General features: G+C 61.6%; 27 protein-coding genes and 1 pseudogene. 13 read left to right on the top strand and 15 right to left on the bottom strand.

The genetic code is table 11. The features are described 5' to 3' along the window. Positions 1-241: iron-containing alcohol dehydrogenase (locus tag B0W55_RS21590; protein WP_139340955.1), on the bottom strand; the 241-nt coding region annotated here is incomplete at its 3' end. Positions 242-401: 160 nt separating this feature from the next. On the opposite strand from B0W55_RS21590, the gene B0W55_RS21585 reads away from it, so the two are divergent. The 3 genes from B0W55_RS21585 (at position 402) to B0W55_RS21575 (ending at position 3,589) form a co-directional block, all read left to right on the top strand. Next, positions 402-1,184, top strand: coding sequence for an SDR family oxidoreductase (locus tag B0W55_RS21585; RefSeq protein WP_077047940.1), 783 nt, complete (start codon positions 402-404; stop codon positions 1,182-1,184). A gap of 312 nt (positions 1,185-1,496) precedes the next feature. Continuing rightward, complete coding sequence (locus B0W55_RS21580; protein ID WP_077047939.1) at positions 1,497-2,810, top strand: MFS transporter; 1,314 nt, start codon at positions 1,497-1,499, stop codon at positions 2,808-2,810. A 185-nt stretch (positions 2,811-2,995) separates the two neighbouring features. Further along, positions 2,996-3,589 (top strand): DinB family protein, encoded by a 594-nt coding sequence (locus B0W55_RS21575; RefSeq protein WP_077047938.1) that lies wholly within the window; start codon positions 2,996-2,998, stop codon positions 3,587-3,589. On the opposite strand, the gene B0W55_RS21570 is transcribed toward B0W55_RS21575, so the two are convergent. Next, positions 3,510-4,430 carry a LysR substrate-binding domain-containing protein gene (locus B0W55_RS21570; protein ID WP_077047937.1) on the bottom strand — a complete coding sequence of 307 codons (921 nt, stop codon included), beginning with the start codon at positions 4,428-4,430 and terminating at the stop codon, positions 3,510-3,512. The genes B0W55_RS21575 and B0W55_RS21570 overlap by 80 nt on opposite strands. Before the next feature lie 148 nt (positions 4,431-4,578). Beyond that, complete coding sequence (locus tag B0W55_RS21565; protein ID WP_077047936.1) at positions 4,579-5,757, bottom strand: MFS transporter; 1,179 nt, start codon at positions 5,755-5,757, stop codon at positions 4,579-4,581. Positions 5,758-6,149: 392 nt separating this feature from the next. Between B0W55_RS21565 and B0W55_RS21560 the strand changes: the two genes are divergently transcribed. Both B0W55_RS21560 and B0W55_RS21555 read left to right on the top strand, forming a co-directional pair. After that, positions 6,150-6,947 carry an SDR family NAD(P)-dependent oxidoreductase gene (locus tag B0W55_RS21560; RefSeq protein WP_077047935.1) on the top strand — a complete coding sequence of 266 codons (798 nt, stop codon included), beginning with the start codon at positions 6,150-6,152 and terminating at the stop codon, positions 6,945-6,947. A 27-nt stretch (positions 6,948-6,974) separates the two neighbouring features. Next, positions 6,975-7,385: an SRPBCC family protein gene (locus B0W55_RS21555; protein WP_077047934.1), complete on the top strand. Its 411-nt coding sequence runs from the start codon at positions 6,975-6,977 to the stop codon at positions 7,383-7,385. A gap of 136 nt (positions 7,386-7,521) precedes the next feature. Here B0W55_RS21555 and B0W55_RS21550 read toward each other — a convergent pair whose 3' ends face one another. Both B0W55_RS21550 and B0W55_RS21545 read right to left on the bottom strand, forming a co-directional pair. Next, the gene (locus B0W55_RS21550) at positions 7,522-8,916 is read right to left on the bottom strand and encodes a HAMP domain-containing sensor histidine kinase (RefSeq protein WP_077047933.1); all 1,395 of its coding nucleotides are present in this window, start codon (positions 8,914-8,916) and stop codon (positions 7,522-7,524) included. After that, positions 8,894-9,577, bottom strand: a complete 684-nt coding sequence (locus tag B0W55_RS21545; RefSeq protein ID WP_077047932.1) for a response regulator transcription factor — start codon at positions 9,575-9,577, stop codon at positions 8,894-8,896. Before B0W55_RS21545 ends, B0W55_RS21550 begins: the two co-directional genes overlap by 23 nt. Before the next feature lie 174 nt (positions 9,578-9,751). Here B0W55_RS21545 and B0W55_RS31250 point away from each other — a divergent pair, with 174 nt between their 5' ends. Further along, positions 9,752-10,060, top strand: a complete 309-nt coding sequence (locus B0W55_RS31250) for a hypothetical protein (RefSeq protein ID WP_077047941.1) — start codon at positions 9,752-9,754, stop codon at positions 10,058-10,060. Positions 10,061-10,246: 186 nt separating this feature from the next. Further along, positions 10,247-11,179, top strand: a complete 933-nt coding sequence (locus tag B0W55_RS21535; protein ID WP_077047931.1) for a hypothetical protein — start codon at positions 10,247-10,249, stop codon at positions 11,177-11,179. A 277-nt stretch (positions 11,180-11,456) separates the two neighbouring features. Here the strand turns inward: B0W55_RS21535 and B0W55_RS21530 are convergent. Then, positions 11,457-12,070, bottom strand: a pseudogene (locus tag B0W55_RS21530) (glutathione S-transferase). A 349-nt stretch (positions 12,071-12,419) separates the two neighbouring features. Here B0W55_RS21530 and B0W55_RS21525 point away from each other — a divergent pair. From B0W55_RS21525 to B0W55_RS21515, 3 genes are all read left to right on the top strand, one after another. Beyond that, complete coding sequence (locus B0W55_RS21525) at positions 12,420-12,824, top strand: TraR/DksA C4-type zinc finger protein (RefSeq protein WP_007935965.1); 405 nt, start codon at positions 12,420-12,422, stop codon at positions 12,822-12,824. 232 nt (positions 12,825-13,056) lie between these two features. Next, positions 13,057-14,631: a methyl-accepting chemotaxis protein gene (locus B0W55_RS21520; protein WP_371807287.1), complete on the top strand. Its 1,575-nt coding sequence runs from the start codon at positions 13,057-13,059 to the stop codon at positions 14,629-14,631. Positions 14,632-14,829: 198 nt separating this feature from the next. After that, positions 14,830-15,033, top strand: a complete 204-nt coding sequence (locus tag B0W55_RS21515) for a hypothetical protein (RefSeq protein ID WP_077047929.1) — start codon at positions 14,830-14,832, stop codon at positions 15,031-15,033. 8 nt (positions 15,034-15,041) lie between these two features. On the opposite strand, the gene B0W55_RS21510 is transcribed toward B0W55_RS21515, so the two are convergent. The 3 genes from B0W55_RS21510 to B0W55_RS31245 all read right to left on the bottom strand — a co-directional run bounded on the left by B0W55_RS21510 (position 15,042) and on the right by B0W55_RS31245 (position 16,018). Beyond that, positions 15,042-15,281 carry a DUF2789 domain-containing protein gene (locus B0W55_RS21510; RefSeq protein ID WP_077047928.1) on the bottom strand — a complete coding sequence of 80 codons (240 nt, stop codon included), beginning with the start codon at positions 15,279-15,281 and terminating at the stop codon, positions 15,042-15,044. Positions 15,282-15,412: 131 nt separating this feature from the next. Then, the gene (locus B0W55_RS21505; RefSeq protein ID WP_077047927.1) at positions 15,413-15,643 is read right to left on the bottom strand and encodes a hypothetical protein; all 231 of its coding nucleotides are present in this window, start codon (positions 15,641-15,643) and stop codon (positions 15,413-15,415) included. Between the two features lie 138 nt (positions 15,644-15,781). Continuing rightward, positions 15,782-16,018: a hypothetical protein gene (locus B0W55_RS31245; RefSeq protein ID WP_077047926.1), complete on the bottom strand. Its 237-nt coding sequence runs from the start codon at positions 16,016-16,018 to the stop codon at positions 15,782-15,784. Positions 16,019-16,449: 431 nt separating this feature from the next. Between B0W55_RS31245 and B0W55_RS21490 the strand changes: the two genes are divergently transcribed. The 3 genes from B0W55_RS21490 (at position 16,450) to B0W55_RS21480 (ending at position 18,696) form a co-directional block, all read left to right on the top strand. Next, positions 16,450-16,899: a hypothetical protein gene (locus B0W55_RS21490; RefSeq protein WP_175645537.1), complete on the top strand. Its 450-nt coding sequence runs from the start codon at positions 16,450-16,452 to the stop codon at positions 16,897-16,899. Between the two features lie 158 nt (positions 16,900-17,057). Further along, positions 17,058-18,077 carry an ABC transporter substrate-binding protein gene (locus tag B0W55_RS21485; RefSeq protein ID WP_077047923.1) on the top strand — a complete coding sequence of 340 codons (1,020 nt, stop codon included), beginning with the start codon at positions 17,058-17,060 and terminating at the stop codon, positions 18,075-18,077. Between the two features lie 181 nt (positions 18,078-18,258). Further along, positions 18,259-18,696 carry a DUF3995 domain-containing protein gene (locus B0W55_RS21480; RefSeq protein WP_077047922.1) on the top strand — a complete coding sequence of 146 codons (438 nt, stop codon included), beginning with the start codon at positions 18,259-18,261 and terminating at the stop codon, positions 18,694-18,696. 140 nt (positions 18,697-18,836) lie between these two features. On the opposite strand, the gene B0W55_RS21470 is transcribed toward B0W55_RS21480, so the two are convergent. The 6 genes from B0W55_RS21470 to B0W55_RS21445 are packed head-to-tail and all read right to left on the bottom strand — an operon-like array spanning position 18,837 to position 24,894. Further along, complete coding sequence (locus B0W55_RS21470) at positions 18,837-19,199, bottom strand: Na+/H+ antiporter subunit G (RefSeq protein WP_077047920.1); 363 nt, start codon at positions 19,197-19,199, stop codon at positions 18,837-18,839. Further along, positions 19,196-19,474, bottom strand: coding sequence for a K+/H+ antiporter subunit F (locus B0W55_RS21465; protein ID WP_077047919.1), 279 nt, complete (start codon positions 19,472-19,474; stop codon positions 19,196-19,198). The genes B0W55_RS21470 and B0W55_RS21465 overlap by 4 nt, the downstream gene beginning before the upstream one ends. Continuing rightward, positions 19,471-19,959: a Na+/H+ antiporter subunit E gene (locus tag B0W55_RS21460; RefSeq protein ID WP_077047918.1), complete on the bottom strand. Its 489-nt coding sequence runs from the start codon at positions 19,957-19,959 to the stop codon at positions 19,471-19,473. Before B0W55_RS21460 ends, B0W55_RS21465 begins: the two co-directional genes overlap by 4 nt. Continuing rightward, positions 19,956-21,635, bottom strand: coding sequence for a monovalent cation/H+ antiporter subunit D (locus B0W55_RS21455; protein ID WP_077047917.1), 1,680 nt, complete (start codon positions 21,633-21,635; stop codon positions 19,956-19,958). The genes B0W55_RS21460 and B0W55_RS21455 overlap by 4 nt, the downstream gene beginning before the upstream one ends. Beyond that, entirely contained in the window at positions 21,632-21,976 is a 345-nt protein-coding gene (locus tag B0W55_RS21450; RefSeq protein ID WP_007986256.1) for a Na+/H+ antiporter subunit C, read from the bottom strand. The genes B0W55_RS21455 and B0W55_RS21450 overlap by 4 nt, the downstream gene beginning before the upstream one ends. Further along, positions 21,976-24,894 (bottom strand): monovalent cation/H+ antiporter subunit A, encoded by a 2,919-nt coding sequence (locus tag B0W55_RS21445; protein ID WP_077047916.1) that lies wholly within the window; start codon positions 24,892-24,894, stop codon positions 21,976-21,978. The genes B0W55_RS21450 and B0W55_RS21445 overlap by 1 nt, the downstream gene beginning before the upstream one ends. Positions 24,895-25,195: the final 301 nt, after the last annotated feature.

Raw genomic sequence — 25,195 nt, 5'->3', positions numbered from 1 at the left:
CGGCGCGTTCCAGCACATCGGTGGTGGGGTTGGGCTCGACCCCGGCAAACACTTCATAGGCAATGTCGCTGTCGGTCAGCGACGCAAAAAAGGGCTGCATCACACCCGTGGCCATCAGGCCTTCGTCGGTGACCACCAGCAGTTTTTTGCGCACATGGGGCTTGAGCAATGCACCGGCCTGACGCACCAGGCCGTTGCCGCTTTTCAACGTGGTGGGGAAGTAAAACTGGAACGGGTTCATGGGTGTCTCCGCTTGTGGTTCTTGTTCGTGGGGAAACAGTAATGAGCGCCGTTCGAGGCCGATAATGAAAAGGTCTGACCCGGTGATCACCCTTTGTCATCCCCGGGTGTGGGCCGCAGCGGTGGTAACGTGGGCGTTTTCAACGGTCAGGAGCATCGTCATGGATTTGGGTATTTCGGGGCGCTGGGCGATTGTCTGCGCGGCCAGCAAGGGCTTGGGCCTGGCCTGTGCGCGGGCCTTGGCGAAGGAGGGCGTGAACCTGGTGATCAATGCCCGGGGTGATGAGGCGTTGCAGCTCGCCGACGGGGAACTGCGGCAACTGGGCGTCGAGGTGCGCACCGTGGCCGGGGACATCAGCGACGCGGCGGTGCGCGCCCGGGTGCTGGCGGCCTGCCCGCAGGTGGACATCCTGGTGAACAATGCCGGCGGGCCGCCGCCCGGTGACTTCCGCGACTGGCAGCGCGAGGACTGGCTCAAAGCGCTGGACGCCAACATGCTCACCCCGATCGAACTGATCAAGGCCTGCGTCGATGGCATGGCCGAGCGCGGTTTCGGGCGCATCGTCAACATCACCTCGGGTGCGGTGAAGGCACCGATCGATGTGCTCGGCCTGTCCAACGGCGCCCGCAGCGGCCTCACCGGTTTCATCGCCGGGCTGGCGCGCCAGGCGCGATTGGCGGGGAACAATGTCACGATCAACAACCTGCTGCCAGGGCCGTTCGAGACCGAGCGTTTGCACAAGACCCTGGATGCCGCCGCCCAAGCCAGCGGCAACAGCGTTGAACGTGTCGCCGAGCAGCGGCGCAAGAATGTGCCGGCCCAGCGCTTTGGCCAGCCGGATGAATTCGGGGCGTACTGCGCGTTTATCTGCGGGGCTCAGTCGGGATTTCTGACCGGACAGAACCTGCTGCTCGATGGGGGCAGTTACCCCGGAACCTTCTGAGGGCCTGCTGTCTTTTGTGACGAGGCTGTTGTGAAGAGGCTGTTGTGAAGAGGCCATTGTGACGAGGCTTTTGTGGCGAGCGAGCTTGCTCGCGCCGGGCTGCGCAGCGGCCCCCAAAAAACATGGCAGCCACAGCTATTGTGTGAGTGCCGCGCACTCAAGCGGGAGCAAGCTCCCTCGCCACAGGTTTGTCGCTCATCCATCGGGGGATGACTGTCAGTGATCCCCCAAGCAGATCCCATCATTATTCAGTACCCCGGGCCGTGATTAGAGTGGGGGCGCTTGTCTCCACAACAATAAGAGCGCCCCCCCATGAATAATCCGAGTGCCGAAAGCCTGGCGTTGCCAGCCGTAGCCGCAACCGAACGTGCCACGACCGTCCGTTGGCGCATCTTCCTCATCATGTTGATACTGACCGCCATCAACTACATCGACCGAGCCTCGCTGTCGGTGGCCTTGCCGCTCATTTCCAGTGAATTCCAGATCCCGCCGGCCCTTGAAGGGTTGATGCTCAGCGCGTTTTTCTGGTCCTACGCGTTGATGCAGATCCCCGGCGGCATGCTGCTCGATCGCTTCCAGACCCGCCGAGTGATCGTGGTGGCCACCGTCGCCTGGGGCGCGTTCCAGGCCTTGGCGGCCGGGGCGCATAACTGGATCACCCTGCTGATCACCCGCATGGGCCTGGGCGTTGCCGAATCGCCGATCATGCCGGCCGGGGCCAAGCTCAACGGTGCCTGGCTGACGCCCAACGAACGTGGGCGCGGTGCGGTGCTGGTCGACGGTGGCGCCCCATTGGGCAGTGCTTTCGGCGCGATCATCATCGCCGGGCTGATCGGCTGGTTCGACTCCTGGCGCATCGCGTTCGTGATCGCCGGCGTCGGCACCATGCTCGCCGGTGTGCTGGCCTGGAGGTACATCCGCAATCATCCCAGTGAGCATCCCGGGGTCAACGCTGCCGAACTGGCGCACATCACCGCAGGCAATGCCACGGTGAGCAAGCCCGGCGCAGTCACCAGCATCCCGTTCAGGGAACTGCTCAAGGACCGTTCCGTCCTGGCGATGTTCGCCGGTTACTGCTGCATCCTCAGCGTGTTCTATGGCCTGCTGACCTGGATGCCGAGCTACCTGCACCAGACCCATGGCCTGAACATCTCGGGCATGGGCGGCGCGACCTTCCTGATCTTCATGTGCGGCTTCGTCGGCGAACTGGTCGGCGGCTACCTGGGGGACAAATGGAAGTCCAGCGGCGCCTCGCCGAACCTGGTGATGCGCAGCATGTTCAGCGGCTCGGCACTGGTGGCGGCGCTGTGCATGTTGGGCACGGCCTACACCGCGGATGCGACCCAGGCGATCGGCCTGCTCTGCGTGGCGATTTTTTTCATACGCTGGTGCGGCATGTACTGGTGCATTCCGTCGATCCTGGGCGGCACCTCGAAGACCGGTGTGCTGGCCGGTACCATGAACTTCTGCGGCAACATGGCCGGGGTGATCGTGCCGATCCTGATCGGCCTGATCGTGCAGTTCACCGGCTCGTATTTCCTGGTGCTGATCTTCTTCGTGGTCATGGCCATGCTGCTGGCGATATTCTCCAGCCTGATCGATTACCGGGAGCGAGGGCTGGTTTGACGTAAGCGTCGATATCGATGGCGTGGTGGTGGATGCCGGCGTGGTCGGGCGACGTTGTCGCCCACCTGTCACCGCACACCTCTTTTAGCAGCTGCCGGGGAATGACCGATAATCCGGGCCCCGCGCCGCCTGGCGCGGTTAGCGCTATCCTTGGGAAATGCGCTCATCGCCATCGGAGACGTCTGATGATCAACGTACGCACCGCCCGCATGCTCGCCGACTACCGGACATGGGCCAATCAGCGTCTGTTCGATAACCTGGCGCAATTGCCGCCGGGGGAAATCGACAAACAGCGCGCCGGGATCTTCGGCAACATGATCGGCACGCTGAACCACATTTACGTGGTGGACTGCATCTGGCAGGCGCACCTCGAAGGCCGGGGACACGGCTTCAAGACCTCCCATGATCTGGTTCATGCCGCGCTGCCAGAGCTGCGCCGGGCGCAACAGGATGTTGATCACTGGTACGTCGACTGGACGGCCAGGCAGACCGATGCCTCGCTGGACAAACCGGTGCGCTTCACCTTCGTGTCCGGGGAAAGCGGCACCATGAGCGCCGGCGCGATGCTGATGCACGTGGTCAACCACGCCAGCTATCACCGGGGCTGGGTGATCCAGATGTACTTCGAGATCCCGGCCATGCCGCCCATGACCGACCTGCCGATCTACCTGCGCGAAACCGACCCGAACTTCAACTCGCTCAATGCCCCGGCAGTGGAGCCGACATGTGCTGGGCAATTCGCGAGCGCAACCAACGTTCTGCCGGATCGTTATCGTTGACGCCGTTCCAGACCATGGACAGTTCCGACAGGTTGATGTCGAACGGCGGGTCGTCGGCGCGCAATTGACTGCTGCCTTCGATCAGCGCGCAGGCCGCGTAATCCGGCACCGAGGCCAGCATGTCGGTGCCCGCCAGCAAAGCCCGCAGACCCGCGAACTGCGGCACTGCCAGTACCACGCGACGGGAGCGACCGATGCGCGCCAGGTCGTTGTCGATGGCGCCACTCAAATCCCCGGAAAACGACACCAGCGCATGGGGGCGCTCGCAGAATTCGTCCAGGGTCAGCGGGCCCGGACGATCATCGCCTCGCAACACCTTGACGCTCAGGTCCCGCAGTTTCTTGCGCTTGGCATTGGCCGGCAATTCGGTGGTGTAACTGATACCCACGGAAATCTCGCCGCTGGCGAGCATCGAGGGCATCAACAGGAAATTCACCCGCCGCACCACCACCACAACGTTCTGCGCCTCTTCGCGGATCTGCTTGAGCAGGGGCGGGAACAGGCCGAACTCGGCGTCATCGGACAAGCCGATGCGGAACACGTCACGGCTGATGGACGGGTCGAAATCCTTGGCCCGGCTGACCGCACCGGAAATGGTATCCATCGCCGGCTGCAACTCCTTGAGAATCACCAGCGCCCGCTGGGTCGGCTCCAGCACCCGACCGTTGCGCACCAGCAACGGGTCATCGAACAAATCCCGCAACCGCGCCAGCGCCGCACTGACCGCCGGCTGCCCGAGGAACAACTTCTCCCCGGCGCGGGTCAGGTTCTTCTCGAACATCAGCGTTTCGAAAATCACCAACAGGTTCATGTCCACGCGGCGCAGGTCGTTGCGGTTCATGGGGCGAGCCTCGGGTCTTGGAATCTTTTCAGTAAAGCACCAAACGTTGTGCAGAGATGGAAGGCCGGGGCGCTATCTGCGGATGCCGCAGACGCGGGGGCGGTCGTTGCGTTGATCGAATGGACATGAAAAAACACCGACCTTGCGCCTACGCATCCGCGCGCTTGGACCACGTAATTGCGACAAGCCCGCACACTGCAAAGGCCATCCCCACCAGCGCCAATCCCTGCCAGCCGTAATACCCGGCGGCACTGGAGCCCAGCGCCGAGCCCAACGCCCCACCCGTGAAGTAGGTGACCATGAACACCGTGTTGAGGCGGCTCACCGCTTCCGGCGCCAGGGACAGGATGCGCGCCTGGTTGGCCAGCTGATTGGCGCGGTTGCCGATGTCCAGCGCCGTGGCGCAGATGAGGATCAGCCACCACAAACCCAAGGCGCCGCCCAGGTACAAGGCCACGAAAGCCAGCAATACCGCGCCGGTGCCCAGGTAGCTGAGCTTGATGCCGTACTGCTGGGTGAGGCGGCCGAGCGAGGAGGCGGCGACGATGCCGACGATCGCCGAGAGCCCGAACAGGCCCGCCTGGCCGCTGGAGTACTGGTAGGGCTCCAGTGCCAGCAATGAGGCCATCGCCCCCCAGAACACGTTCAATGCGCCGAAGGTCAGGGCACCGGTCAATGAGGAGCGGCGCAGGGTCGGGTGATCGCGCACCAGTTTCCACAGCGATTTCATCAGTTCGAAATAGGGCAGCGCGCTCGATGGCGCGGTCGCTGGCATACGCGTCAGGATCGCCGCGAACAGCAGCAGGTCCATGGCGGCTGCGGCGAAAAACATGCCGCGCCAACCAACCCAGGTACTGACTGCACCGCTCAACGCCCGCGCCAGCAAACCGCCGGCTGACAGGCCGCTGACCATCATTCCCAGTACGCTGCCGCGCTGGGCCGGGTGGGCGAGGGCGGTGGCGGCGGGAATGATGATTTGCGCACTGATTGCCGACAGGCCCAGCACCACGCTGGCCAACAGCAGCAGCGAATAGCTCGATGCGGTGGCGGAGGCGAGCAGGCTGAGGAAATTCAGGCTCAACATGCCGAGGATCAACGTGCGTCGGATGATCCGGTCACCCAGCGGCACAAACAGCAACAGACCCAACGCGTAGCCGATCTGGGTCAGCATGGCGATCTGGCCGACGTGGGCGCCGGAGATGCTGAACGTGGCGCCAATCAACGGCAGCATGGTCTGGTTGTAATAGATGGTGGCGACTGAAAAGCCGCAACAAATGGCCAGTGTCAGCGCAAGGCTGACAGGCAACCCGGTTTTGCTGTCGGGCATCGGAAGTTTCCCCAGGGCATGACGAACGAGTGGCTCGTTTTACCGGGCCAACGTTAACAGGGTCAAAGCACAAAACCGCAGATCCGCTCGAGTAAATCTCATCGGTCGTCATCGGTCGGCGCCTCGCAGGCCCTTGCGATATCCAGACTACGCTTTGGCAGGCATTCGATTTGAGCCGGCCAGGCAAGCACGCGGGTGGCAGTAGTTCATCTTGTAAGACCTTCGGGGACTCAAGTGCTGCCAATCATGTCTTGGACGGTCAGGTCGTCACACTCTAGGATCTGCTCAACGGTCAGCCAATGACTTTTGAGCCTGACGGTTTCTGAACGTGCGCCGTTGTCCGATCGACAGATCGCAGCCATCGGCAGCCCTTACATTAAAGGCGGTGCAGTATGAAGATTGATTTGACTGGAAAACTGGCGATTGTCAGTGGCAGCACGGCCGGTATTGGCCTGGGCATCAGCAAGGCACTGGCCGAGTCCGGCGCCACGGTGGTGGTGATTGGTCGCGAGACGGCCAAGGTGGAGCAGGCGCTGGCGAGCATTCGTCAGCAGGTGCCCGGCGCTCAGCTGCGTGGGCTGACGGCAGACCTGGGGACCGCCGAAGGCGCCGAAAAATTGTTCGCCGCCGAGCCCCGTGCCGACATCCTGGTGAACAACCTGGGTATCTTCAACGACGTGGATTTTTTCGACACGCCGGACAGCGAGTGGACGCGCTTCTATGAGGTCAACGTGATTTCCGGCGTGCGCCTGTCGCGGCATTACGTGCCGGACATGGTCAAGCAGGGCTGGGGCCGGGTTATTTTCCTGTCCTCGGAATCCGGCATCGCGATCCCGGCCGACATGCTCAACTACGGCGTGACCAAAAGCGCCAACCTCGCCGTGTCCCACGGCCTGGCCAAGCGCCTGGCGGGCACCGGGGTCACGGTCAACTCAATCCTTCCCGGCCCGACCCTGACCGACGGCCTGGAACAGATGCTCAAGGACGCCACCGCGCAATCGGGGCGCAGCCTTCGCGAGGAAGCCGACGCCTTCGTGCGCAAGGCCCGGCCGACCTCGATCATCCAACGGGTGGCGGATGTCGAGGAAGTGGCGAACCTGGTGGCCTACATCGCCTCACCGCTGTCTTCGGCCACCACCGGTGCCGCGCTGCGGGTCGACGGCGGCGTGGTCGACAGCCTGGCAATCTGAATTTATTGATCTGGAGAGTATGCATTCATGGCAACAACCTCAGCATTCATCGACATCCCGGCTTCGGCCGATCAGGTCTGGCAATTGATCGGTGGCTTCAATTCGTTGCCGGACTGGCTGCCGTTCATTCCCAAGAGCGAACTGAGTGAAGGCGGCCGGGTGCGCAGCCTGCAGACGGCGGATGGCGCGGTGGTGATCGAACGGCTGCAAGCGTTCGATGACGCGGCGAAGACCTACAGCTACTCGATTTTGCAGGCACCGTTTCCGGCCACGTCGTATCTGGCCACGATCAAGGTTGAGGCCCAGGGGCAGGGCGCGCGGGTGACCTGGTCCGGCCGGTTCGAGCCGGTGGGAGTGAGCGAGGAGGAAGTGGTGGCGCTGTTCACCGGGATTTATCAGGGTGGGCTGGAGGCGTTGCGCGCCAATTACCCGACCTGACAGACACCCTGTATTGCTGTGGGAGCGGGCTTGCTCGCGAATGTGGACGTGCAGTCGACCATGATGTCGCCTGACAGGACGCTTTCGCGAGCAAGCCCGCTCCCACAGGGGATCTACATAGGTATTGCGATGGGTTTCAGGTCTGGGGGATCAGGCTCTGTTCGCAATCGAGCACCAGCTTGGCACCGCCCAATTCGCTCGTTCCCACTTCCAGCTTGAACCCGTGCAGGCTGACAATCGCCGCGACGATCGACAGCCCGAGGCCGAAGCCGCTTTTCAGGTTGCCCGCCTCGGCACGGTAGAACCGCTGGAACACCGCCACCCGTTCCGCCTCGGGAATGCCGGGGCCGGAGTCGAGAACTTCGAGGCGGGTGTGCCCGTTTTCATTGAGCCCGCGCAAAATCACCCGGCCGCCCGGCGGGGTGAATTTGATCGAATTGCTCAGCAGGTTCGCCACCGCTTCGAACAGCAGTGCCCGGTCGCCATTGAGCGAGGGGAGGGTCGCCGGCACTTGCAGTTCGAACGTCAGGCCATCGTCTTCGGCCAGGGGCAGGTAAAACTCGTGCAGTTCCTGGAGCAACGGCACCGGGTCCAGTTGCACGAAGCCGGAACGGCGCTGGCGGTCCTCCAGTTCTGAAATTCTGAGCAGCCCGCGAAACCGCGCCATCAGGGTGTCGGCCTCGGCCAGCACCAGGTCCAGTTGCGCCGCCTGCGCCGAACCTTCGCCCGCCTGTTGCTGCATGCGATACAGCTGCGCGCGCAAGCGGGTCAGCGGCGTGCGCAAGTCATGGGCGATGTTGTCGCACACGCCCTTGACCTCGTGCATCAGCCGTTCGATGCGCTCGAGCATGGCGTTGACGATGGCCGCGAGCATGTCCAGTTCATCGCGGCGATTGGACAGCGGCAAGCGTCGGGTCAGATCGCCGGCGACAATGGCCTCGGCGCTGGCCTGGATCGCACGGATGCGCCGCAGCGGACGGCGACGCAGCAGGTGCCAGCCGACGATGCCCGGCAGGATGGTCAGGGTCACGCCCCAGAACAACGCGTGAAGGATGATCCGCGTCACGGCGAACAGCGAACCGTTGTCCCGCACCAGCACCAGCCAGCGCCCGTCGCGGGTCTGGGTGGCTACCGCATCGCAGCTGTCCAGCGGCAAGGTCGGATCGTCGGAGTCGGCGCAGTCGCTGAGCATGTGGATCTTGCCATCGAGCGGCAGGCCTCTGGGGATGTGGTCCAGGGCACCGTTGAGGTAACGGTAATGGGCATCGAACAGGCCGTAGGCGTCGATGCCGCGAATGTCGAAGGTCATGCTGACGGCGAGGGCGTCCACCAGTTGTTCGCCGGAAAAACGCGAGAACAGATGCTGACGTTGCATCAGCGAGTGCTTGGCCAGGTTGTCCAGGTAGGCGGACACCTCGTAATACATGACCCCCATGAGGATGCCGCTCCAGGCCACGAACAGCGCACTGTAGAGCGCCAGCAGACGGCTGCTGGAAGAACGCCAGCCTTTAGACGGGTTCGGCAATGACATAACCCGAGCCTCGCACGGTTCGAATCAATGGGGCATTGCCAGGTGGGTCGATTTTCTTGCGCAGGCGGCCGATGTGCACGTCGATCAGGTTGGTGCCGGGGTCGAAGTGATAGCCCCACACTTCCTCGAAAATCATCATTCGCGAAAGGATCTGCCCGGTGTTGCGCATCAGGAATTCCAAGAGTTTGTATTCGGTGGGCAGCAGCGTCAGCAGTTCGCCGTTGCGGCTGGCTTCATGACTGATCAGGTTCAGTTCCAGATCCGCCACCCGCAGTGTAGTGGCTTGGGCAGTCCCGGTGTTCTGCCGGCGCAGCAGGACCTCGACCCGGGCCGCCATCTCATCGGTGGCAAAGGGTTTGGTCAGGTAGTCATCGCCGCCGGCGCGCAGGCCGCGCACGCGCTCGTCGACATCGGACAGGGCGCTGATCATCAGGATCGGCGTGGACACACCCATGGTCCGCAGCGTGGTGACGATCGCCAGGCCATCGAGTTCGGGCAGCATGCGGTCGAGGGTGATCAGGTCATAGTTGCCACTGACCGCACGTTCCAGTCCTTCCCGCCCGTTATCGACCCAGTCGACGTCCAGGCCGTGGCTGCTCAGTTCGGCGACGATTTCCCGGGCGGTCACGGCGTCGTCTTCGATGGTCAAGATACGGGTCATGGGGTTGGCCTGATGATCAGTTCATTACGGAATGAAGGCTATTTTGCCAAGAATTGATCGCCGTTTAATAAATTAACTTTCATCTGTTTTAGCTGCTGCAGTGAAGATTGATATCATTGAGCCATAACCTCAACAGGAAGCTGCACTGTGCGCATTTTGACCTGCCGTGGCTGGATGCCGATTTTTCTGCTGTTGCTCTTTAGCGTCAGTCCATCAACGTGGGCGGCCAATACACCTTGTTCAGGGAAAAAGGGGGGAATCGATCGCTGCGACGGCGATTTGTTTCTGTGCAACGACGGCTCCATCAGCGGCTCGAAAAAAAGCTGTTCTGCAATGTTCGGCAACAGCAGCCGGGCTCGGCCGCAATCCTTCATACAGGATACCGATGGTTGCGCTTGTGGCACCGGCTCGTTTTGTACCGGACCACGGGGCGGGGTGTATTGCCTGACGCCTGGTGGCAACAAGAGTTACAAACGCAAATAGCGTTACCGCAATGCAGAAAACCCGCCGAACATAGCGATTCATTGCATATTGCCTGAAAGCAGGAAGTTCAATTTTTATAAGTTATTGATATTCAAGCATTTAATAAGGGGTAGCGACTGGCACGGTGACTGCAATTGTTCAGGCGAAGAGTTGTAACACCATCTTTCTGCCTGGAGCGACACAACAATGAATAGATCCTCTGATGGTTTCTATCCCGCCGCCGTCGATGAGTCGAGCACGCTGTCGGGCGTGTCATGGGGCGCGATCTTTGCCGGGGCCGCGGCCGCGGCAGCCTTGTCGCTGATACTGGTGCTGCTTGGATTCGGCCTTGGGTTTTCGGCGGTTTCGCCTTGGGCCAATGAAGGTATCAGCGCCAAGAGCTTGGGGATCACCACGATTGTCTGGCTGGCGTTCACCCAGATCGTCGCGTCAGGACTGGGTGGGTACATTGCCGGTCGGCTGCGGGTGAAATGGACCGCCATGCACGGCGACGAAGTCTACTTCCGTGACACGGCCCATGGTTTCCTCGCCTGGTGCGTGGCGACCCTGGTGACTGCCACCCTGTTGGCCGGTTCGGTCAGCGGTCTGATCAGTGGTGGGGTGCAGGCCGGTGCGCAGGTTGCCGGTGGCGCTGCCAATGCCATGACCCAAATGGCCGGTCAAGCGGCTGCCAACACCAACAGCGATCAATACGGCTACTACATCGACAGCCTGTTCCGAGACGACCGCCCAGTGGCCGTCAGTGAAGACGCTGCGCGCGGTACCGTGACGCGCATCTTCGTACGCTCGTTGAGTGACGGCAAGCTGTCCGCCGAAGACCGGACCTACCTGGCACAACTGGTCGCTCAGCGCACCAACCTGACCCAGGCCGACGCCGAGCGTCGCGTGGATGAAGTCTATGCCCGCACGCAGAAAGCGGTGAACGACGCCAAGGTGGCCGCACAGCAAGCCGCTGATACTGCCGCCAAAGTCGCTGCCTGGACCACCCTGTGGATGTTCGTTGCCCTGCTGCTGGGTGCGTTCTTTGCCAGCTTCGCCGCCACTTACGGTGGTCGCCGCCGGGACGCCGTGGTGTATCTGGAAACCGACACCTATGTCACTACCACACCTGTTCGCTAACCAAGGAGAATCACCATGCGCTCATTACTGTTGTTTTTTCTCGGCGTGCCGATCCCCATCATCATTCTGATTGCGTTGTTCATGCACTGATTCGACACTGAGGGTTATTCCTCTGCCGCTTCTGCCTTTTGGTAGAAGCGGCTTTTTATTTATTGGGCGGTGGTTTTTGGTCGCCTGTTACGGCCTCTTCGCGAGCAAGCCCGCTCCCACAAGAGGAACGCATTCCAAATGTGGGAGCGGGCTTGCTCGCGAAGAGGGCCGATCGAGCGGTGCAGAACTATCCGTCAATCGGTGTGCTTTTAAACACCGCAAGCCCCTCGGCATATTCAGTAAACGCCGCGATCCGCGGATACTGCGCCACGGACACCTGGTCCGGTATCACCAAATTGGTAAAACTCCACGCCACGGCCAGGGTGATGCCCGCCTGGTCAATCGAGCCATCGGTCTGCAGCGGCTGTTTTTCCAGTTCACGCTCCAGCGCGCCATAGGCCGCTGCCAATTGCCCTCGACCCGCTCGACCCAGGGTTCGAACTGAATGTCTGCCGGCCGCAGGTTGCGCTCATAATAAAGCTGCACCGACTTTTCATTGGCGGCCAATGCCAGGCCGATCAGGCGCAACGAGCGCAGGCGCTGTTCGATATTGCCGGGCATCAGGCTGCGTCCGGGGCCGGCCAGGGCTTCGAGGTAGTCGATGATCAGAGTGGAGTCCATCAGCACTTCGCCGTCATCCAGCACCAGGGTTGGGGCCTTGACCACCGGGTTGATCTGCTGGAACTGCGCGAACGTCCTGAAGACCGACACCGATTCGTGCCCGAGTTCGATGCCCAGGCATCTGGCAGAGATGGCGACCCGTCGTACAAAAGGCGAATCCAGCATGCCGATCAGCTTCATTTAAACGCTCCTTGAGATTGCCGTTTGGCGAGCAACAACCTTAGCCGAGCCTGCGCGCCCTGCAAACGCAGCCGTTTGTCCTCTATATAGCTCCGCTCGATTGAATTTCTTGCTATAAACGCACTCCGATGACCGCCTGGATGCCTGCACTAGCGCATTTTCGAGGCCTTGTCGGACAAATTCGCTGTCTTTTCAGTTGCTGAGGCCTCAACTCGGCCTTAGACTGCCGCCCCTCGTAAATTGAGTGCCGGGTGGCGCTTGGAACAAACGGCGCCTTGCGATGACCTGAAGAGGTCCGTCGAAACGCTCCCTAATTCGCCTTAATGCACGTTTTTTTATAGAGATATCAATGACAAAGGACAAGTTGCTGGCCATGCCGGCGGATGACTACATGAATGCCGAGCAACATGCTTTTTTCTCCGAGCTGTTGCAGAACATGAAAGTCGAAACCCATGAGCGCATCGAACAGAACCGCATCGCCATCGAGAGCCTGGACACCCCGGCCGATCCGGCAGACGCGGCTTCCGTCGAAGAAGAGCGCACCTGGCTGGTAAACGCCATCGATCGCGACCAGCGCATGTTGCCCCAGTTGGAACAAGCCCTGGAGCGGATCAAAGAAGACAGCTTTGGCTGGTGCGACGACAGCGGCGAGCCTATTGGCCTCAAACGCCTGCTGATCAGCCCGACCACCAAGTACTGCATCGAAGCTCAAGAGCGTCACGAGCAGATCGACAAGCACCAGCGCCAGGCCTGATTTCGCAGCACCGCGCATCGCGGGCAAGCCTTGCTCCACCTGCATCGGTAGGAGCAAGGCTTGCCCGCGATGCTTTTTGTCGTCTTTAGAAAACACCGGACACTGGTATTGATCTGCTGCAACGCCCACGACTAAAGCCCCATGGATAATGGCTTTCTAGTGGCGTTTAATGCGAAGACAACAATTAGAAATGTCCGGGGTGACGAAGATGACGAAAGACAGGTCTGTGGCTATGCCTGTGCCGGTGCTGTTGCCGAACAACCGCTGGCTGACACCCACGCTGCAAAGCATTGCCCTGATGCTGTTGCTGTGTGGCATGAGCCTTGGAGGCTGGACTTTGTATGTCGGCCTGCCGGTGGCGGTGCTGATTGTCTGGCTGCCGCGCCTGCGTTCGCGGGCCGCTCCCGAAGCGGAGGCGGTGGATTCCCAGGACGCAATCGCTGCGCTCACCCGTGATCTTTCCTACACCACCAGTCACAACGCGCTGTCAGCCGCCGGCGTTGCTTTTTCTGTCCGGCAACTGGCCGACAAGCTGCAATCGCAGCTCGGCGCCGCGGCGCAAATCGTCAGTAACGCCGAAGTCATGATCACCACCGAACAGGCCACCTCGGCCCTCAGTCGCCAGGCCCTGAGTGCCGCGAGCGAGGCGCACCGCAGTGGCGCGGCCGGGCGTGAGCAATTGATCGAATCAATTGCCCGAATGCATCAGCTCAGTGAGCGGGCCAACAGCAGCCGCCAGTTGATCGAAGCCCTGAGCCTGCGCAGTGACGACATTCAGCGCGTGACCCTGGTGATCCAGTCCATCGCCAGCCAGACCAATCTGCTGGCACTCAATGCGGCGATCGAAGCGGCGCGGGCCGGCGAGCACGGTCGTGGTTTTGCGGTGGTGGCCGATGAGGTTCGTGGCCTGGCTGCACGCACGGCGACCGCCACCGGCGAAGTCGGCGAAATGGTGGCTGACATTCAGCAGCGCACCGCGCAAGTGGTGGAGCAGATCCGCCAGTTGTCCACCGACCTGGACACCGGTGTCCAGCAAGTCGAGCACACCGGGCAGCATCTGGAAAACATTGCCCGCCTGGCGGCCAGCGTCGAAGGCCAGGTCGGCGAGATTGCCCGGGGGGCCGAGACCAATCGCGAACAACTCGATGGCTTGTTCAGTGCCATTGAACAGATGCGCAGCGACCTGTCCGTCAGCGATCAACAGACCCGGCGTCTGGCCGAGGCGGCGGTGCAAATGGAAGGCCAGGCCGAAACCATCAGCGAACGCCTGGCCGAAGTCGGCCTGGACGATTATCACCAGCGCATCTACGACCTGGCCCGGGAGGGCGCGGCGCAGATTGCGGCGCGCTTCGAAGCGGACATCGACGCCGGTCGCGTCAGCCTCGACGATCTGTTCGACCGAAATTATCAGCCGATTGCCAACACCCACCCGGCCAAATACCAGACCCGCTTTGATCGCTACACCGACCAAGTCCTGCCGGGGATCCAGGAGCCCCTGCTGCCGCGCCACGAAGGCCTGGTGTTCGCCATCGCCTGCACCCAGCAGGGTTATGTGCCGACCCACAACAATGTCTTCAGCCAACCGCTGACCGGCGACGTGCAACTCGACACCCTGCAGAACCGCACCAAACGCAAATTCGCCGACCGCACCGGGATTCGTTGTGGCAGCCACCAACAACCGGTATTGCTGCAGACCTACACCCGCGACACCGGAGAGCTGATGCACGACCTGTCGGTGCCGATCATGCTCAAGGGGCGGCATTGGGGTGGGTTGCGGTTGGGGTACAAGCCGCAGAAGCCGCGGTAGCGGGGGCGGGCAGGTGGTCGCCGTTATCGTTGACGATCATCGCGAGCGAGCTCGCTCCTGCAGGAGGGGGTGATGTTCACAAAATCCGATTGTTACCACTTTGGAAAGGAAGATGTACAAAGCCGATATTGTTTCGGCCCTTTCGGACTCATTACCATAGCTACATAGTTAGGTTGCTAACGGAGTTCAAAGAGCAACATGCAAAGCAAAATCGATGTCGCCGTCATGATTGGCAGTGGCGTACCCGCCAGTTTGCGAGCGCTGGGTCAAAGTGTGTGCTGGGTGGTGCTGCTCAACGGAGAACGCCGCGGTACGGCATTTTCCAGTCGCGTGGAAGCGGAGGAATGCAAGGCTGCCTGGATCGCACAGATGCGCGTGGAAACACCCGACAGCCTGCATTGAATTGAAAATCAGTGCACCTGATGCATGCGCAGGTTCAGGTCGTCGACCACCCGCGCCCAGTCAGCGTCTTCACGCAATTGTTCCTTGAGGAAACCTGCCTGTTGCGGCGTCCAGAACTCCGCGTCAATGAGCTTCTTGTCATCAGGCAGCGGTGAATGGCTGGCAATGAAATCGTCGATAGCCTTCTGGGAAGAGTCCAGGCCAAGCTGGTCGAACAAACCTTTCAAGTCGTGGGTCGGTGATTCCATTTTCATCTCCTGGCAGGGTCAATCGGTTCGAGCCCTGAATTACGGCTCCATTAACTCTGAGGGGGCCGTGCTTCAGGAGTTCGAAAGCGATGCTCAAATGCAGACGTGAGCATAGACTGCAAACCTCGATTTCAGGCTTTCAATGCACCGCCATCGACTGCGGCCTTGAGTTCTTTCGCGGACTCCTGGGCGGCGAGCGCGGCGACGTCCGAAGACTTGAACCAGCGGTCTTTCTCGACCTGGTGATAGGTCACGGTTTTCAGGGGGGGCTTGGCGCGCATGACAATCACTGCCTGGAACTCGCCGTCGACCTCTCTGGCTTCGCCCCAAATAAAATATTCGCCGATATCAAATTCCGTCACGTAGCCGCCTTCCCTTGAAAATATATTGTTGTATTCAACGACGCCCTGCGCTGGCCGGGCGTGCTTGCTTGGATCGGCAGTATGGCAGCAGTTGTGGGCCGGCGGCTCAGATAAGTCACCGGCATGACGAAACGCCTGTCAAGTGTGTGCCTCGAGGGAGCGGGCGAGGGCACAGGCTGCGTTATGGTCGGCGCGGAAACCTCTTACATGGCCGGTGGAAATTTCCTTGATATGGAAGAAGGCATTCCCGGCCAGAATCACCTGAAACCGCGGGAAACCGGGGTGAGAGAGCATGAACTCAGGGTGGGGCAACCTTGGCGGATGGGTAATCGCTGTAGTTGCCGAGGGATGAGCAAAGTGTGTCAGTGTGCACATATGAAGTCCTTTTCGTTGTTTTACCGACGTATGTACGTCGGTATGGGTAGTCTCGGTGAGCATGGCTGCTCTAGAATCAACCTCACTGGTGGGGTGAGTGATGTTTATCTAAAGCAATTTCTGGCCAGCGATATGTCAGAAAAGTGCTTTTTTTTGAGAGTTTTTTCCCTGAAGTTGATAGTCCGTATTTTTCTGGCCGCAGTAAGGGTGTTTTCCTTCGACCTTTGACGAACGTCAGGCAAGACGAGGCGAGCGGCGTCCAGTAGTCTGCTCAGGCCTCGGGATGAGTGAGCGTTCTGCTCATTCAGGATGTCGACCCGGGTTTATCTGTTGATCTTCGGCATTGCCGCTTTTTTCGGCTGTGCGCTTTTTTCGCGTGCGGCATCATTTTCAGATGTGGGGATGGTTCCTTGGCAGTAAGTAATCTCGATATGCATGCTTTGTTCGTGCTGGGTGATTTGCGCGCAAAGCTGGTCAAACTGTTTCAGTCGCGTTTTGTTTACATCACTGAGCAGAGTGCCGAAGGCATCTATGTGGCCGAGCTCGATACCGAGTCGGCGCTCGTGGTGGACGACAAGCCGGGGCTTAAACTCAAGGTCGGTGATCATTTCAGCGCTTCGGTGCTGCCCAGCCGCGAAGGCGGCAAGCTGGAAATCAAATTTCGCGAAATCAAACTGACGGTCTATGGCCTGGGCGACTACGCCTTTGTGTCCACCGCGGACGGTGAAGCCATCGTGTTCAAGGAAGGCCACAGCGCCGTGACGGTGTTCGCCGCCCACCAGCAGTTGCAGGAAGGCCTGACCAAGACCCTCAAGGCCGTGACCGCCAAGGCTGCCAAGTGGCGCAAGGGCGAGCTGGTGACGTTCAAGGCCAGCGAGTGAGGCGCGAGCTGATGCCTCTGCAGGACATTTCCGAAAATTGATTCGAACCCCTCGAAAGCAGGAACCTCTACTACAGTCAGTTGACTGAAGTTTCAGAGGCTTGCGGTCTTCTGCCAGGCCATCCTGCTATTGCTGTGAACAGCACGAGGTGCAAAAGCATGAAAGGTATTCGACGGTTGCTGGCCGCTGTACTGGCCACGTTAGCGGTGTCGGTGTCCCCCGTTCCGGTACTGGCCGCCGCCCAGGCGCCGATCCATTTCGCCGACCTGAACTGGGAAAGCGGCAGCCTGATCACTGATATCCTGCGGATCATTGTCGAGAAGGGCTACGGCCTGCCGACCGATACATTGCCGGGCACTACCATCACCCTGGAAACCGCCCTGGCCAACAACGACATCCAGGTGATTGGCGAAGAGTGGGCCGGTCGCAGCCCCGTGTGGGTCAAGGCCGAGGCCGAGGGCAAGGTGGTCAGCCTGGGTGATACGGTCAAGGGCGCCACCGAAGGCTGGTGGGTGCCGGAATACGTGATCAAGGGCGACCCGGCCAAGGGTATCAAACCAATGGCGCCGGACCTGCGCAGTGTCAGCGACCTGCCCAAATACAAGGACGTGTTCAAGGACCCGGAAGCACCGACCAAGGGTCGCTTCCTCAACAGCCCCATCGGCTGGACGTCCGAAGTGGTCAACAAGCAGAAGCTCAAGGCGTACGGCCTGGACGACAGCTTTGTGAACTTTCGCAGCGGGTCCGGGGCGGCGCTGGATGCCGAGATCAGCTCATCGATCCGTCGCGGCAAACCGGTACTGTTTTACTACTGGTCGCCGACGCCGTTGCTCGGTCGCTTCAAACTGATTCAGCTGCAAGAGCCGCCTTTCGACGCCGAAGCCTGGAAGACCCTGACCGACGCGGATAACCCGAACCCGCAGCCCACTCGTTCGCTTCCCTCGAAGCTGTCCATTGGCGTGTCCACGCCGTTCCAGAAGCAGTACCCGCAGATTGCCGAGTTCTTCGCCAAGGTCGATTTCCCCATCGATCCGCTGAACAAGGCGTTGGCTGACATGAGCGAGAAACACACTGCCCCGCGTCAGGCAGCGGAGGCCTTCATGAAGGCGCACCCGGATGTCTGGCAGGCGTGGGTGCCCAAGGATGTGGCGGACAAGGTGGCGGCCGAGTTGAAGTGATGCGGTGAGGCTGCTGCGTGCGAAACGTCTAAGGCCGTCATACGGGGGCAAACTCCGCCGACAGCCAGGTGACGAATACGGCTTGCAGCCAGTGATACTTGCTGCACCGCCGACCGGTCGTGCACTTCAAAAAATGCCGACTAGGATGATTTGACCTCATCCCTTTCAAGGATCTTCAACCATGACCTTTGCGTTGGCTCAATGGCTGGTGACGATATTTGCGGCGATCAGTCTGGTACACCTTTATTGGGCGCTGGGTGGCCAGTGGGCGACGGTGGCTGCCGTACCGCAGGTGCCGGTGGAGGGCAGTGTGCGCTTGAAACCCGCCTTCAAGCCCCGCGGCTGGATCACCCTGCTGGTGGCCGCCGCGCTGCTGATGATCGCGTTGCTGGTGTGTCTGCGGGTCGGCTGGTGGCTGCCGCAGATCGGGCACTGGTCGCTGCAATGGCTGATCAGTGCGATTGCACTCCTGCTGTTCGCCCGGGCGATTGGCGATTCGGAATTGGTGGGGTTTTTCAAGGAAGTCAAAGGCTCCCGGTTCGCGCGGTGGGATACTTGGGTGTATTCGCCGTTATGCGTAGTGCTGGGGGGCGGGTTGTTGGCGGTGGCGTGGGTTTGAAATCAAACCTGTAGGAGCGAGCATGCTCGCGATGGACCCGAGAACACCGCGGGGCATCAGGTACCTAGCGTTATCGTTGACGACCATCGCGAGCATGCTCGCTCCTACAGGGTTGTGGCTGATCAGTAAAAATTTCGACATTAACCACCGCTCTCAGTACGCCGGCTACTCACCTCCGCCGGCACATCATCCCCCGCCATGCGCTTGCGAAACAGCGCCGCCCGGGCCAGCAGCAGGGTCGTCACCGGCACTGTGATCGCCAACAGAATCGGAATCAGCCAGGCATGCAACACCGGCGCCGACTTGAGTGCCGAGAAGTAGATGATCGATGCCAGCGCTACGCACCAGGCGCCCAGGGTCGAGGCCAGGGCCGGCGGGTGCATGCGCTGGAAATAGTCCTTCATGCGCACCAGGCCGATGGCACCGATCAGCGCGAACAGGCTGCTGAGCACCAGCAGGATCGCCACCGGGATTTCCACCCACAAAGACAGTTCAGCGCTCATTCGATCACCTCGCCACGCAGGAGGAATTTCGCCAGGGCAAAGGAGCCGACGAAGCCGAACAGCGCGATCAGCAACGCTGCCTCGAAGTAGGTATCACTGGCGTAGCGAATGCCCAGGGTCAGCATCATCAGCATCGCGACGATGTACAGGTAGTCCAGCGCCAGAACCCGGTCCTGGGCCGACGGCCCCTTGAACAGGCGGATCAGGGTCAGAATCATCGCCACGGAAAACAGGAACAGGCTCAGCACGATCGCATTCGACAGCAGCGCGCTCATTCAAATATCTCCATCAACGGGCGCTCGTAGGTCGCCTTGAAGTGCTCGATGAACGGCGCTTCGTCCTCCAGATCGAAGACGTGCAGCAACAGAATGCTGCGGTCCAGCGCCAGTTCCGACCAGACAGTGCCGGGCACCACGGTGCAGATCATCGACAGGGTCGCCAGGCCGTTGGCGTCGCGCAGGTCCAGGGGCACCTTGATGAAGCGCGAGCGGGGCGGGCGACGGCCGGCGTTCAACACGCTCCAAGCCACCATCAGGTTGGACACCACGACATCGCGACCGACCACCAGGAACAGCCGCAGGATCACCCCCGGGCGGCGAACGCGGATCGGCAGCGGGCGCAACTTGCGCATCATCAGCGGCGCGCAGAAGCCCAGCGCGGCGCCCAGCAGCAGATTGCCGGGGCTTATGGACAGGTTCAGCACCAGCCACAACAACCACAGGGCCAGCGACAGCCACGGTGCGGGAAACAGACGCTTCATGGCTTCACCTCCAGCATTGCGGCCCTGGCTTCGGGGCTCGGTACAACACGGGTGCCGAGCACGGCCATCACGTATTGCTCGGGATTGTTAAAGGCAGTGGCGGCGGCCTGGGTGTAGCGCAGCAACGGTTCAGCCTTGAAGGTCAGGGCAATGCTCAAGCCCAGCAACAGGAAGATCGGTACGCATTCCAGGCGCCGCAGTACCGGCGACGGCCGCTCGGCCGGGGTCCAGAAGCGCTGGATGCCCAGGCGGGAAAAGGCCACCAGCGAGGCCAGCCCGGAGAGAATCAACAAGGCCAACAAGCCCCACGCTGCATTCGAGATCGGCGCGTCATTGCCCAGGCCCAGCGGATTGAGCAGGGCGCTGAGCAGGCCGAGTTTGCCGATGAACCCCGACAGCGGCGGCATGCCAACGATCAGCAGGGTGCAGGCAATGAAGCTCAGGCCGAGGAACGCCATGGTCCAGGGAATCACCTGACCGACCACGGCTTTGAGATTGTCATCGAGGTTGACGCCCTTGGCCGGATGCAACGATTCCAGGGGACGAGGCAGCATCTCCTGTTCATCCTCCAGCGGGATTTCGTTGGCCGAACGCGAGCGCTCGATCAACTCGGCCAACAGGAACAGCGCGCTCAGGGCCAGGGTCGAACTGACCAGATAAAACAGCGCCGCACCGATCAGGTTGGGCTGGGCGAAGCCAATGGCCGACAGCAGAATCCCCGCCGACACCAGAATGCTCAGGCTGGCCATGCGTTCCAGGCGTTGCGCGGCGAGGATCGCCACGGCGGCGCAGACGATGGTCGCCATGCCGCCGTAGATCAGCCAGTGCGCACCAAAGTACGCCGATGCCCCGGCCTGGCCGGAAAACAGCAGGGTCCACAGGCGCAGGAAGGTGTAGACGCCGACCTTGGTCATGATCGCGAACATCGCCGCCACCGGCGCGCTCGCCGAGGAATACGCCGGCACCAGCCAGAAGTTCAGCGGCCACATCCCGGCCTTGGCCAGGAACGCCACCGCGAGAATCCCCGCACCGGCGTGCAGCAGTCCGCGATCGGCTTGCGGTACCAGGGGGATCTTCAACGCCAGGTCGGCCATGTTCAGGGTGCCGGTGACGCCGTAGATCAGCGCCGCGCCGATCAGGAACAGGGTCGAGGCCAAGAGGTTGATCGAGATGTAGTGCAGCCCCGACGACACTCGCGCCCGGCCCGAGCCATGCAGCATCAGGCCATAGGACGCCGCCAGCAGTACCTCGAAGAACACGAACAGGTTGAACAGGTCGGCGGTCAGGAAGGCGCCGTATAACCCCATCAACTGGATCTGGAACAGGGCGTGGAAACTCGAGCCGGCGCTGTCCCAACGGGCCATGGCGAACAGCAGGGCGCTGACGCCAATGATCCCGGTCAGCACCAGCATCAGCGCCGACAGGCGATCGACCACCAGCACCAGGCCGAACGGCACTTGCCAGTTACCCGGCAGGTACACGCCGATTGAACCGGGCACGCCGGTGGTCTGCGTCCAGTGCAGCAGCGTCACTGAGATACCCAGCCCCAGCAGGCTGGAGACCAGGTTGATTTTGGCCTTCAACGGACGGTGCTTTTCGCCAAGCATCAACATGATCGCCGCAGTCAGCAGCGGCAGCAGAATCGGCGCGGCGATCAGGTGCGTCATTGCATTCATTCCTTGGGCTCCCGGCCGTCCACATGGTCGGTGCCGGTCAGGCCCCGGGAGGCCAGCAAGACCACCAGGAACAGCGCGGTCATGGCGAAACTGATGACGATGGCGGTCAGGACCAGCGCTTGCGGCAGCGGGTCGGTGTAGTGCAACAGGTCCTGGGGCACGCCGTCCTTGATGATCGGCTCCTTGCCGATGAACAGGCTGCCCATGCTGAAGATGAACAGGTTGACGCCGTAGGACAACAGGCACAGGCCCATGACCACCTGGAACGTCCTTGGTCGCAGGATCAGCCAGACGCCGGACGCGGCCAGCACACCGATGGCGATTGCAATGACTTCTTCCATCAGACGGCCTCCTTGATGACCACGGGTTTGGGTTGAGCAGCGGTCTTGTGGCCCCGGACCGATTGGTGGGCCAGCGCCGTGAGGATCAGCAGCGTCGAGCCGACCACCACCGCGTACACGCCGATGTCGAAAAACAGCGCGCTGGCGAGGTGAATGTCCCCCAGCAGCGGCACGTCCAGATGCCAGGTGTGGGTGGTCAGGAATGGATAGCCGACGGCCATGGCGCCCAGGCCGGTGAACGTGGCGAACAGCAGGCCCGTGCCCATCCAGCGCAACGGACGCAGGCTCATCTGCGCTTCGACCCACTGCGTGCCGGCGACCATGTACTGCAGGATGAACGCCACCGACATCACCAGCCCCGCGACAAAACCGCCGCCCGGCTGGTTGTGCCCGCGCATGAACAGGTAGACCGAAACCACGAACGCAATCGGCAGCAGCAGGCGCACCAGCACCGCCGGCACCATCATGAAACCCAGGGCGGTGTCGCTGGCGTGACGCGGGTTGACCAGGTCGGTGACCACGTCCGGTGCCAGCAAGCGCTGCTGGGCCGGCAACTGCAGGCTTTCTTTCGGCGGGCGGAAGCGTCGCAGCAGGGCGAACACGGTCAGCGCCACTGCAACCAGCACGGTGATTTCGCCGAGGGTGTCGAAGCCACGGAAGTCCACCAGCATCACGTTGACCACGTTGCTGCCACCGCCCTCGGGCAGGGCGCGGCTCAGATAGAACGAGGAGATGTCGTTGGGGGTCTGCCGGGTCAGCATCGCGTACGACAGCAGCGCCATGCCGCCGCCAACCACGGTCGACAGCAGCAGGTCGCGGATACGGCGGATGCGCGCCTTGCGCAGGGTGCTCGGCAGCGGCGAGACCTCCTCGATCCTTCGCGGCAGCCAGCGCAGGCCCAGCAGGATCAGCACCGTGGTCACCACTTCGACCACCAGTTGCGTCAGGGCCAGGTCCGGCGCCGAGAACCAGACGAAGGTGATGCAGGTCATCAGACCGCAGACGCTGACCATGGTCAGGGCGGCGAGACGGTGGTACTTGGCCTGGTAGGCGGCGCCCAGGGCGCAGGCAATCGCCAGCAACCAAAGGATGACGAACACGATCGAACCGGGAATCTTCGGCCGGTCGCCCCAACTCAGGCTGCTGTGGAGCATCGGTATCAGGCCGGCGAGCACCGCAGCGAGGACCATGAGGAACAATTGGGTTTGCAGGCGACGGGTGCTGATCCGCCGCGCCAGGCGCCGGGCCAGGCGCATCTTGATCGCCAGGGCGCGCTCGAACAGACGCTTGCCGTTGAAGCGGCCAATGAGCGGCGTATGAGCGAAGCGACCGCGCTTGAGCTGGTTGCGCAGCAGCAGGTACAGGACGATGCCGCCGGACATGGCGATCAGGCTCATGATCATCGGCGCGTTCAGCCCATGCCAGATCGCCAGGCTGTATTCAGGCAGGGTACCGCCGACTACCGGCAGCGCTGCTGCAGCCAGCAGGGGGCCGACCACTTGCGCCGGGAAGATTCCCACCACCAGGCAGGTGAACACCAGCAATTCGACCGGGGCGCGCATCCAGCGTGGCGGCTCGTGGGGCGTGTGGGGCAGGTCGGTGGCGGTCGGGCCGAAGAACACGTCGACGGTAAAGCGCAGGGAATAAGCGACGCTGAAAGTGCCGGCGATGGTGGCCACGATCGGCAATGTGGTTTCGATCCAGGCCGTGGCGTTGATGAACACGGTTTCGGCGAAGAACATTTCCTTAGAGAGGAAACCGTTGAGCAGCGGCACGCCGGCCATGGACGCGCTGGCAACCATGGCCAGGGTGGCGGTGAACGGAATCAGTTTGACCAGGCCGCTGAGTTTGCGGATGTCCCGGGTGCCGCTTTCGTGGTCGATGATCCCGGCAGCCATGAACAGCGAGGCCTTGAAGGTGGCATGGTTGAGGATGTGGAACACCGCGGCCACGGCGGCCAGCGGACTGTTCAGGCCGAGCAGCAGGGTGATCAGGCCCAGGTGGCTGATGGTCGAGTAGGCCAGCAGGCCCTTGAGGTCGTTCTGGAACATCGCGCAATAGGCGCCGAGCAACAGGGTGCAGGCCCCGGCGCCGCTGACGATGTAGAACCATTCTTCACTGCCCGACAGCGACGGCCAGAGCCGCGCCAGCAGGAACACCCCGGCCTTGACCATGGTCGCCGAGTGCAGATAGGCCGACACCGGTGTCGGCGCGGCCATGGCGTGGGGCAACCAGAAGTGGAAGGGGAATTGCGCGCTTTTACTGAGGGCGCCGATCAGGATAAGCGGCAGGAGGATGGGGTAGAGGGCATGGGCACGAATCAGATCGCCGGCGGCCAGGACCTTGTCCAGGTCATAGCTGCCGACCACATGGCCGAGCAACATGACCCCTGCCAGCAGGCACAGGCCACCGGCCCCGGTGACCATCAGCGCCATGTAGGCGCCCCGTCGTGCATCGGCGCGGTGGTGCCAGTAGCCGATCAGCAGGAACGAGAAGAGGCTGGTCAGCTCCCAGAAGAATACGATTTGAATGAGGTTGCCGGAGATCACCAGCCCGAGCATGGCGCCCATGAACGCCAGGAAAAAAGCGAAGAAGCGCGGCACCGGGTCATCCGGCGACATGTAATAGCGGGCGTACAGCGACACCAGGGTGCCGATGCCCAGCACCAGCATCGAGAACAGCCAGGCGAAACCGTCCATGCGCAGGACGAAGTTCAGGCCCAGGCTCGGCAGCCACAGGAACTCTTCGCGGATCACACCGCCGTGGGCGATTTGCGGGTACAGGAGGGCGACTTGCACGGTGCCGATCAGGGCAACCAGGCCCGCCAGGAGGGATTCGGTATTACGCGCGTTGTGAGGCAGCACCGCTGCCAGACAGCTGCCCAGGAAAGGCAGAAGCAGTAGAACTATCAGGGACATAGGCTTCTAATCTGCGGAAGTTTGTGAAGCATCATACGTACCAGCTCCCGGATCACCAAACGCCAAGCTGTCGCAGAATCCTACAAGGTAGACGCAAAATTCCTGTTTCACATGGTTTCAGTGGGGGGCTTTTGGTCTTGGCGGCCTCTGGGCTGACCAGGCTTCGGGGTTTGGTACATATCCGTTGCTGCGGTAACGGCCGCTGATGGTTTCGCCCTTGCGGCGAGTCACTTTTGACCGAACGCCTCCAAAGTGCTCGCGATGGCGGTCTCAAGCCTGACGTGATCTTTCAGGTTGACTC

Origin of the sequence: Pseudomonas sp. KK4 (genome assembly GCF_001984065.1) — a bacterium.
Classification (GTDB): domain Bacteria; phylum Pseudomonadota; class Gammaproteobacteria; order Pseudomonadales; family Pseudomonadaceae; genus Aquipseudomonas.
The sequence above is the reverse complement of the archived record's forward strand: the minus strand, read 5'-3'. Positions and strand labels throughout refer to the sequence as shown.

Coding starts and splice junctions, on each gene's coding strand:
- B0W55_RS21585 (WP_077047940.1), top strand. CDS start 402: ATGGATTTGGGTATTTCGGGGCGCTGGGCGATTGTCTGCGCGGCCAGC.
- B0W55_RS21580 (WP_077047939.1), top strand. CDS start 1,497: ATGAATAATCCGAGTGCCGAAAGCCTGGCGTTGCCAGCCGTAGCCGCA.
- B0W55_RS21575 (WP_077047938.1), top strand. CDS start 2,996: ATGATCAACGTACGCACCGCCCGCATGCTCGCCGACTACCGGACATGG.
- B0W55_RS21570 (WP_077047937.1), bottom strand. CDS start 4,430: ATGAACCGCAACGACCTGCGCCGCGTGGACATGAACCTGTTGGTGATT.
- B0W55_RS21565 (WP_077047936.1), bottom strand. CDS start 5,757: ATGCCCGACAGCAAAACCGGGTTGCCTGTCAGCCTTGCGCTGACACTG.
- B0W55_RS21560 (WP_077047935.1), top strand. CDS start 6,150: ATGAAGATTGATTTGACTGGAAAACTGGCGATTGTCAGTGGCAGCACG.
- B0W55_RS21555 (WP_077047934.1), top strand. CDS start 6,975: ATGGCAACAACCTCAGCATTCATCGACATCCCGGCTTCGGCCGATCAG.
- B0W55_RS21550 (WP_077047933.1), bottom strand. CDS start 8,916: ATGTCATTGCCGAACCCGTCTAAAGGCTGGCGTTCTTCCAGCAGCCGT.
- B0W55_RS21545 (WP_077047932.1), bottom strand. CDS start 9,577: ATGACCCGTATCTTGACCATCGAAGACGACGCCGTGACCGCCCGGGAA.
- B0W55_RS31250 (WP_077047941.1), top strand. CDS start 9,752: ATGCCGATTTTTCTGCTGTTGCTCTTTAGCGTCAGTCCATCAACGTGG.
- B0W55_RS21535 (WP_077047931.1), top strand. CDS start 10,247: ATGAATAGATCCTCTGATGGTTTCTATCCCGCCGCCGTCGATGAGTCG.
- B0W55_RS21525 (WP_007935965.1), top strand. CDS start 12,420: ATGACAAAGGACAAGTTGCTGGCCATGCCGGCGGATGACTACATGAAT.
- B0W55_RS21520 (WP_371807287.1), top strand. CDS start 13,057: ATGCCTGTGCCGGTGCTGTTGCCGAACAACCGCTGGCTGACACCCACG.
- B0W55_RS21515 (WP_077047929.1), top strand. CDS start 14,830: ATGCAAAGCAAAATCGATGTCGCCGTCATGATTGGCAGTGGCGTACCC.
- B0W55_RS21510 (WP_077047928.1), bottom strand. CDS start 15,281: ATGGAATCACCGACCCACGACTTGAAAGGTTTGTTCGACCAGCTTGGC.
- B0W55_RS31245 (WP_077047926.1), bottom strand. CDS start 16,018: ATGTGCACACTGACACACTTTGCTCATCCCTCGGCAACTACAGCGATT.
- B0W55_RS21490 (WP_175645537.1), top strand. CDS start 16,450: ATGCATGCTTTGTTCGTGCTGGGTGATTTGCGCGCAAAGCTGGTCAAA.
- B0W55_RS21485 (WP_077047923.1), top strand. CDS start 17,058: ATGAAAGGTATTCGACGGTTGCTGGCCGCTGTACTGGCCACGTTAGCG.
- B0W55_RS21480 (WP_077047922.1), top strand. CDS start 18,259: ATGACCTTTGCGTTGGCTCAATGGCTGGTGACGATATTTGCGGCGATC.
- B0W55_RS21470 (WP_077047920.1), bottom strand. CDS start 19,199: ATGAGCGCTGAACTGTCTTTGTGGGTGGAAATCCCGGTGGCGATCCTG.
- B0W55_RS21465 (WP_077047919.1), bottom strand. CDS start 19,474: ATGAGCGCGCTGCTGTCGAATGCGATCGTGCTGAGCCTGTTCCTGTTT.
- B0W55_RS21460 (WP_077047918.1), bottom strand. CDS start 19,959: ATGAAGCGTCTGTTTCCCGCACCGTGGCTGTCGCTGGCCCTGTGGTTG.
- B0W55_RS21455 (WP_077047917.1), bottom strand. CDS start 21,635: ATGAATGCAATGACGCACCTGATCGCCGCGCCGATTCTGCTGCCGCTG.
- B0W55_RS21450 (WP_007986256.1), bottom strand. CDS start 21,976: ATGGAAGAAGTCATTGCAATCGCCATCGGTGTGCTGGCCGCGTCCGGC.
- B0W55_RS21445 (WP_077047916.1), bottom strand. CDS start 24,894: ATGTCCCTGATAGTTCTACTGCTTCTGCCTTTCCTGGGCAGCTGTCTG.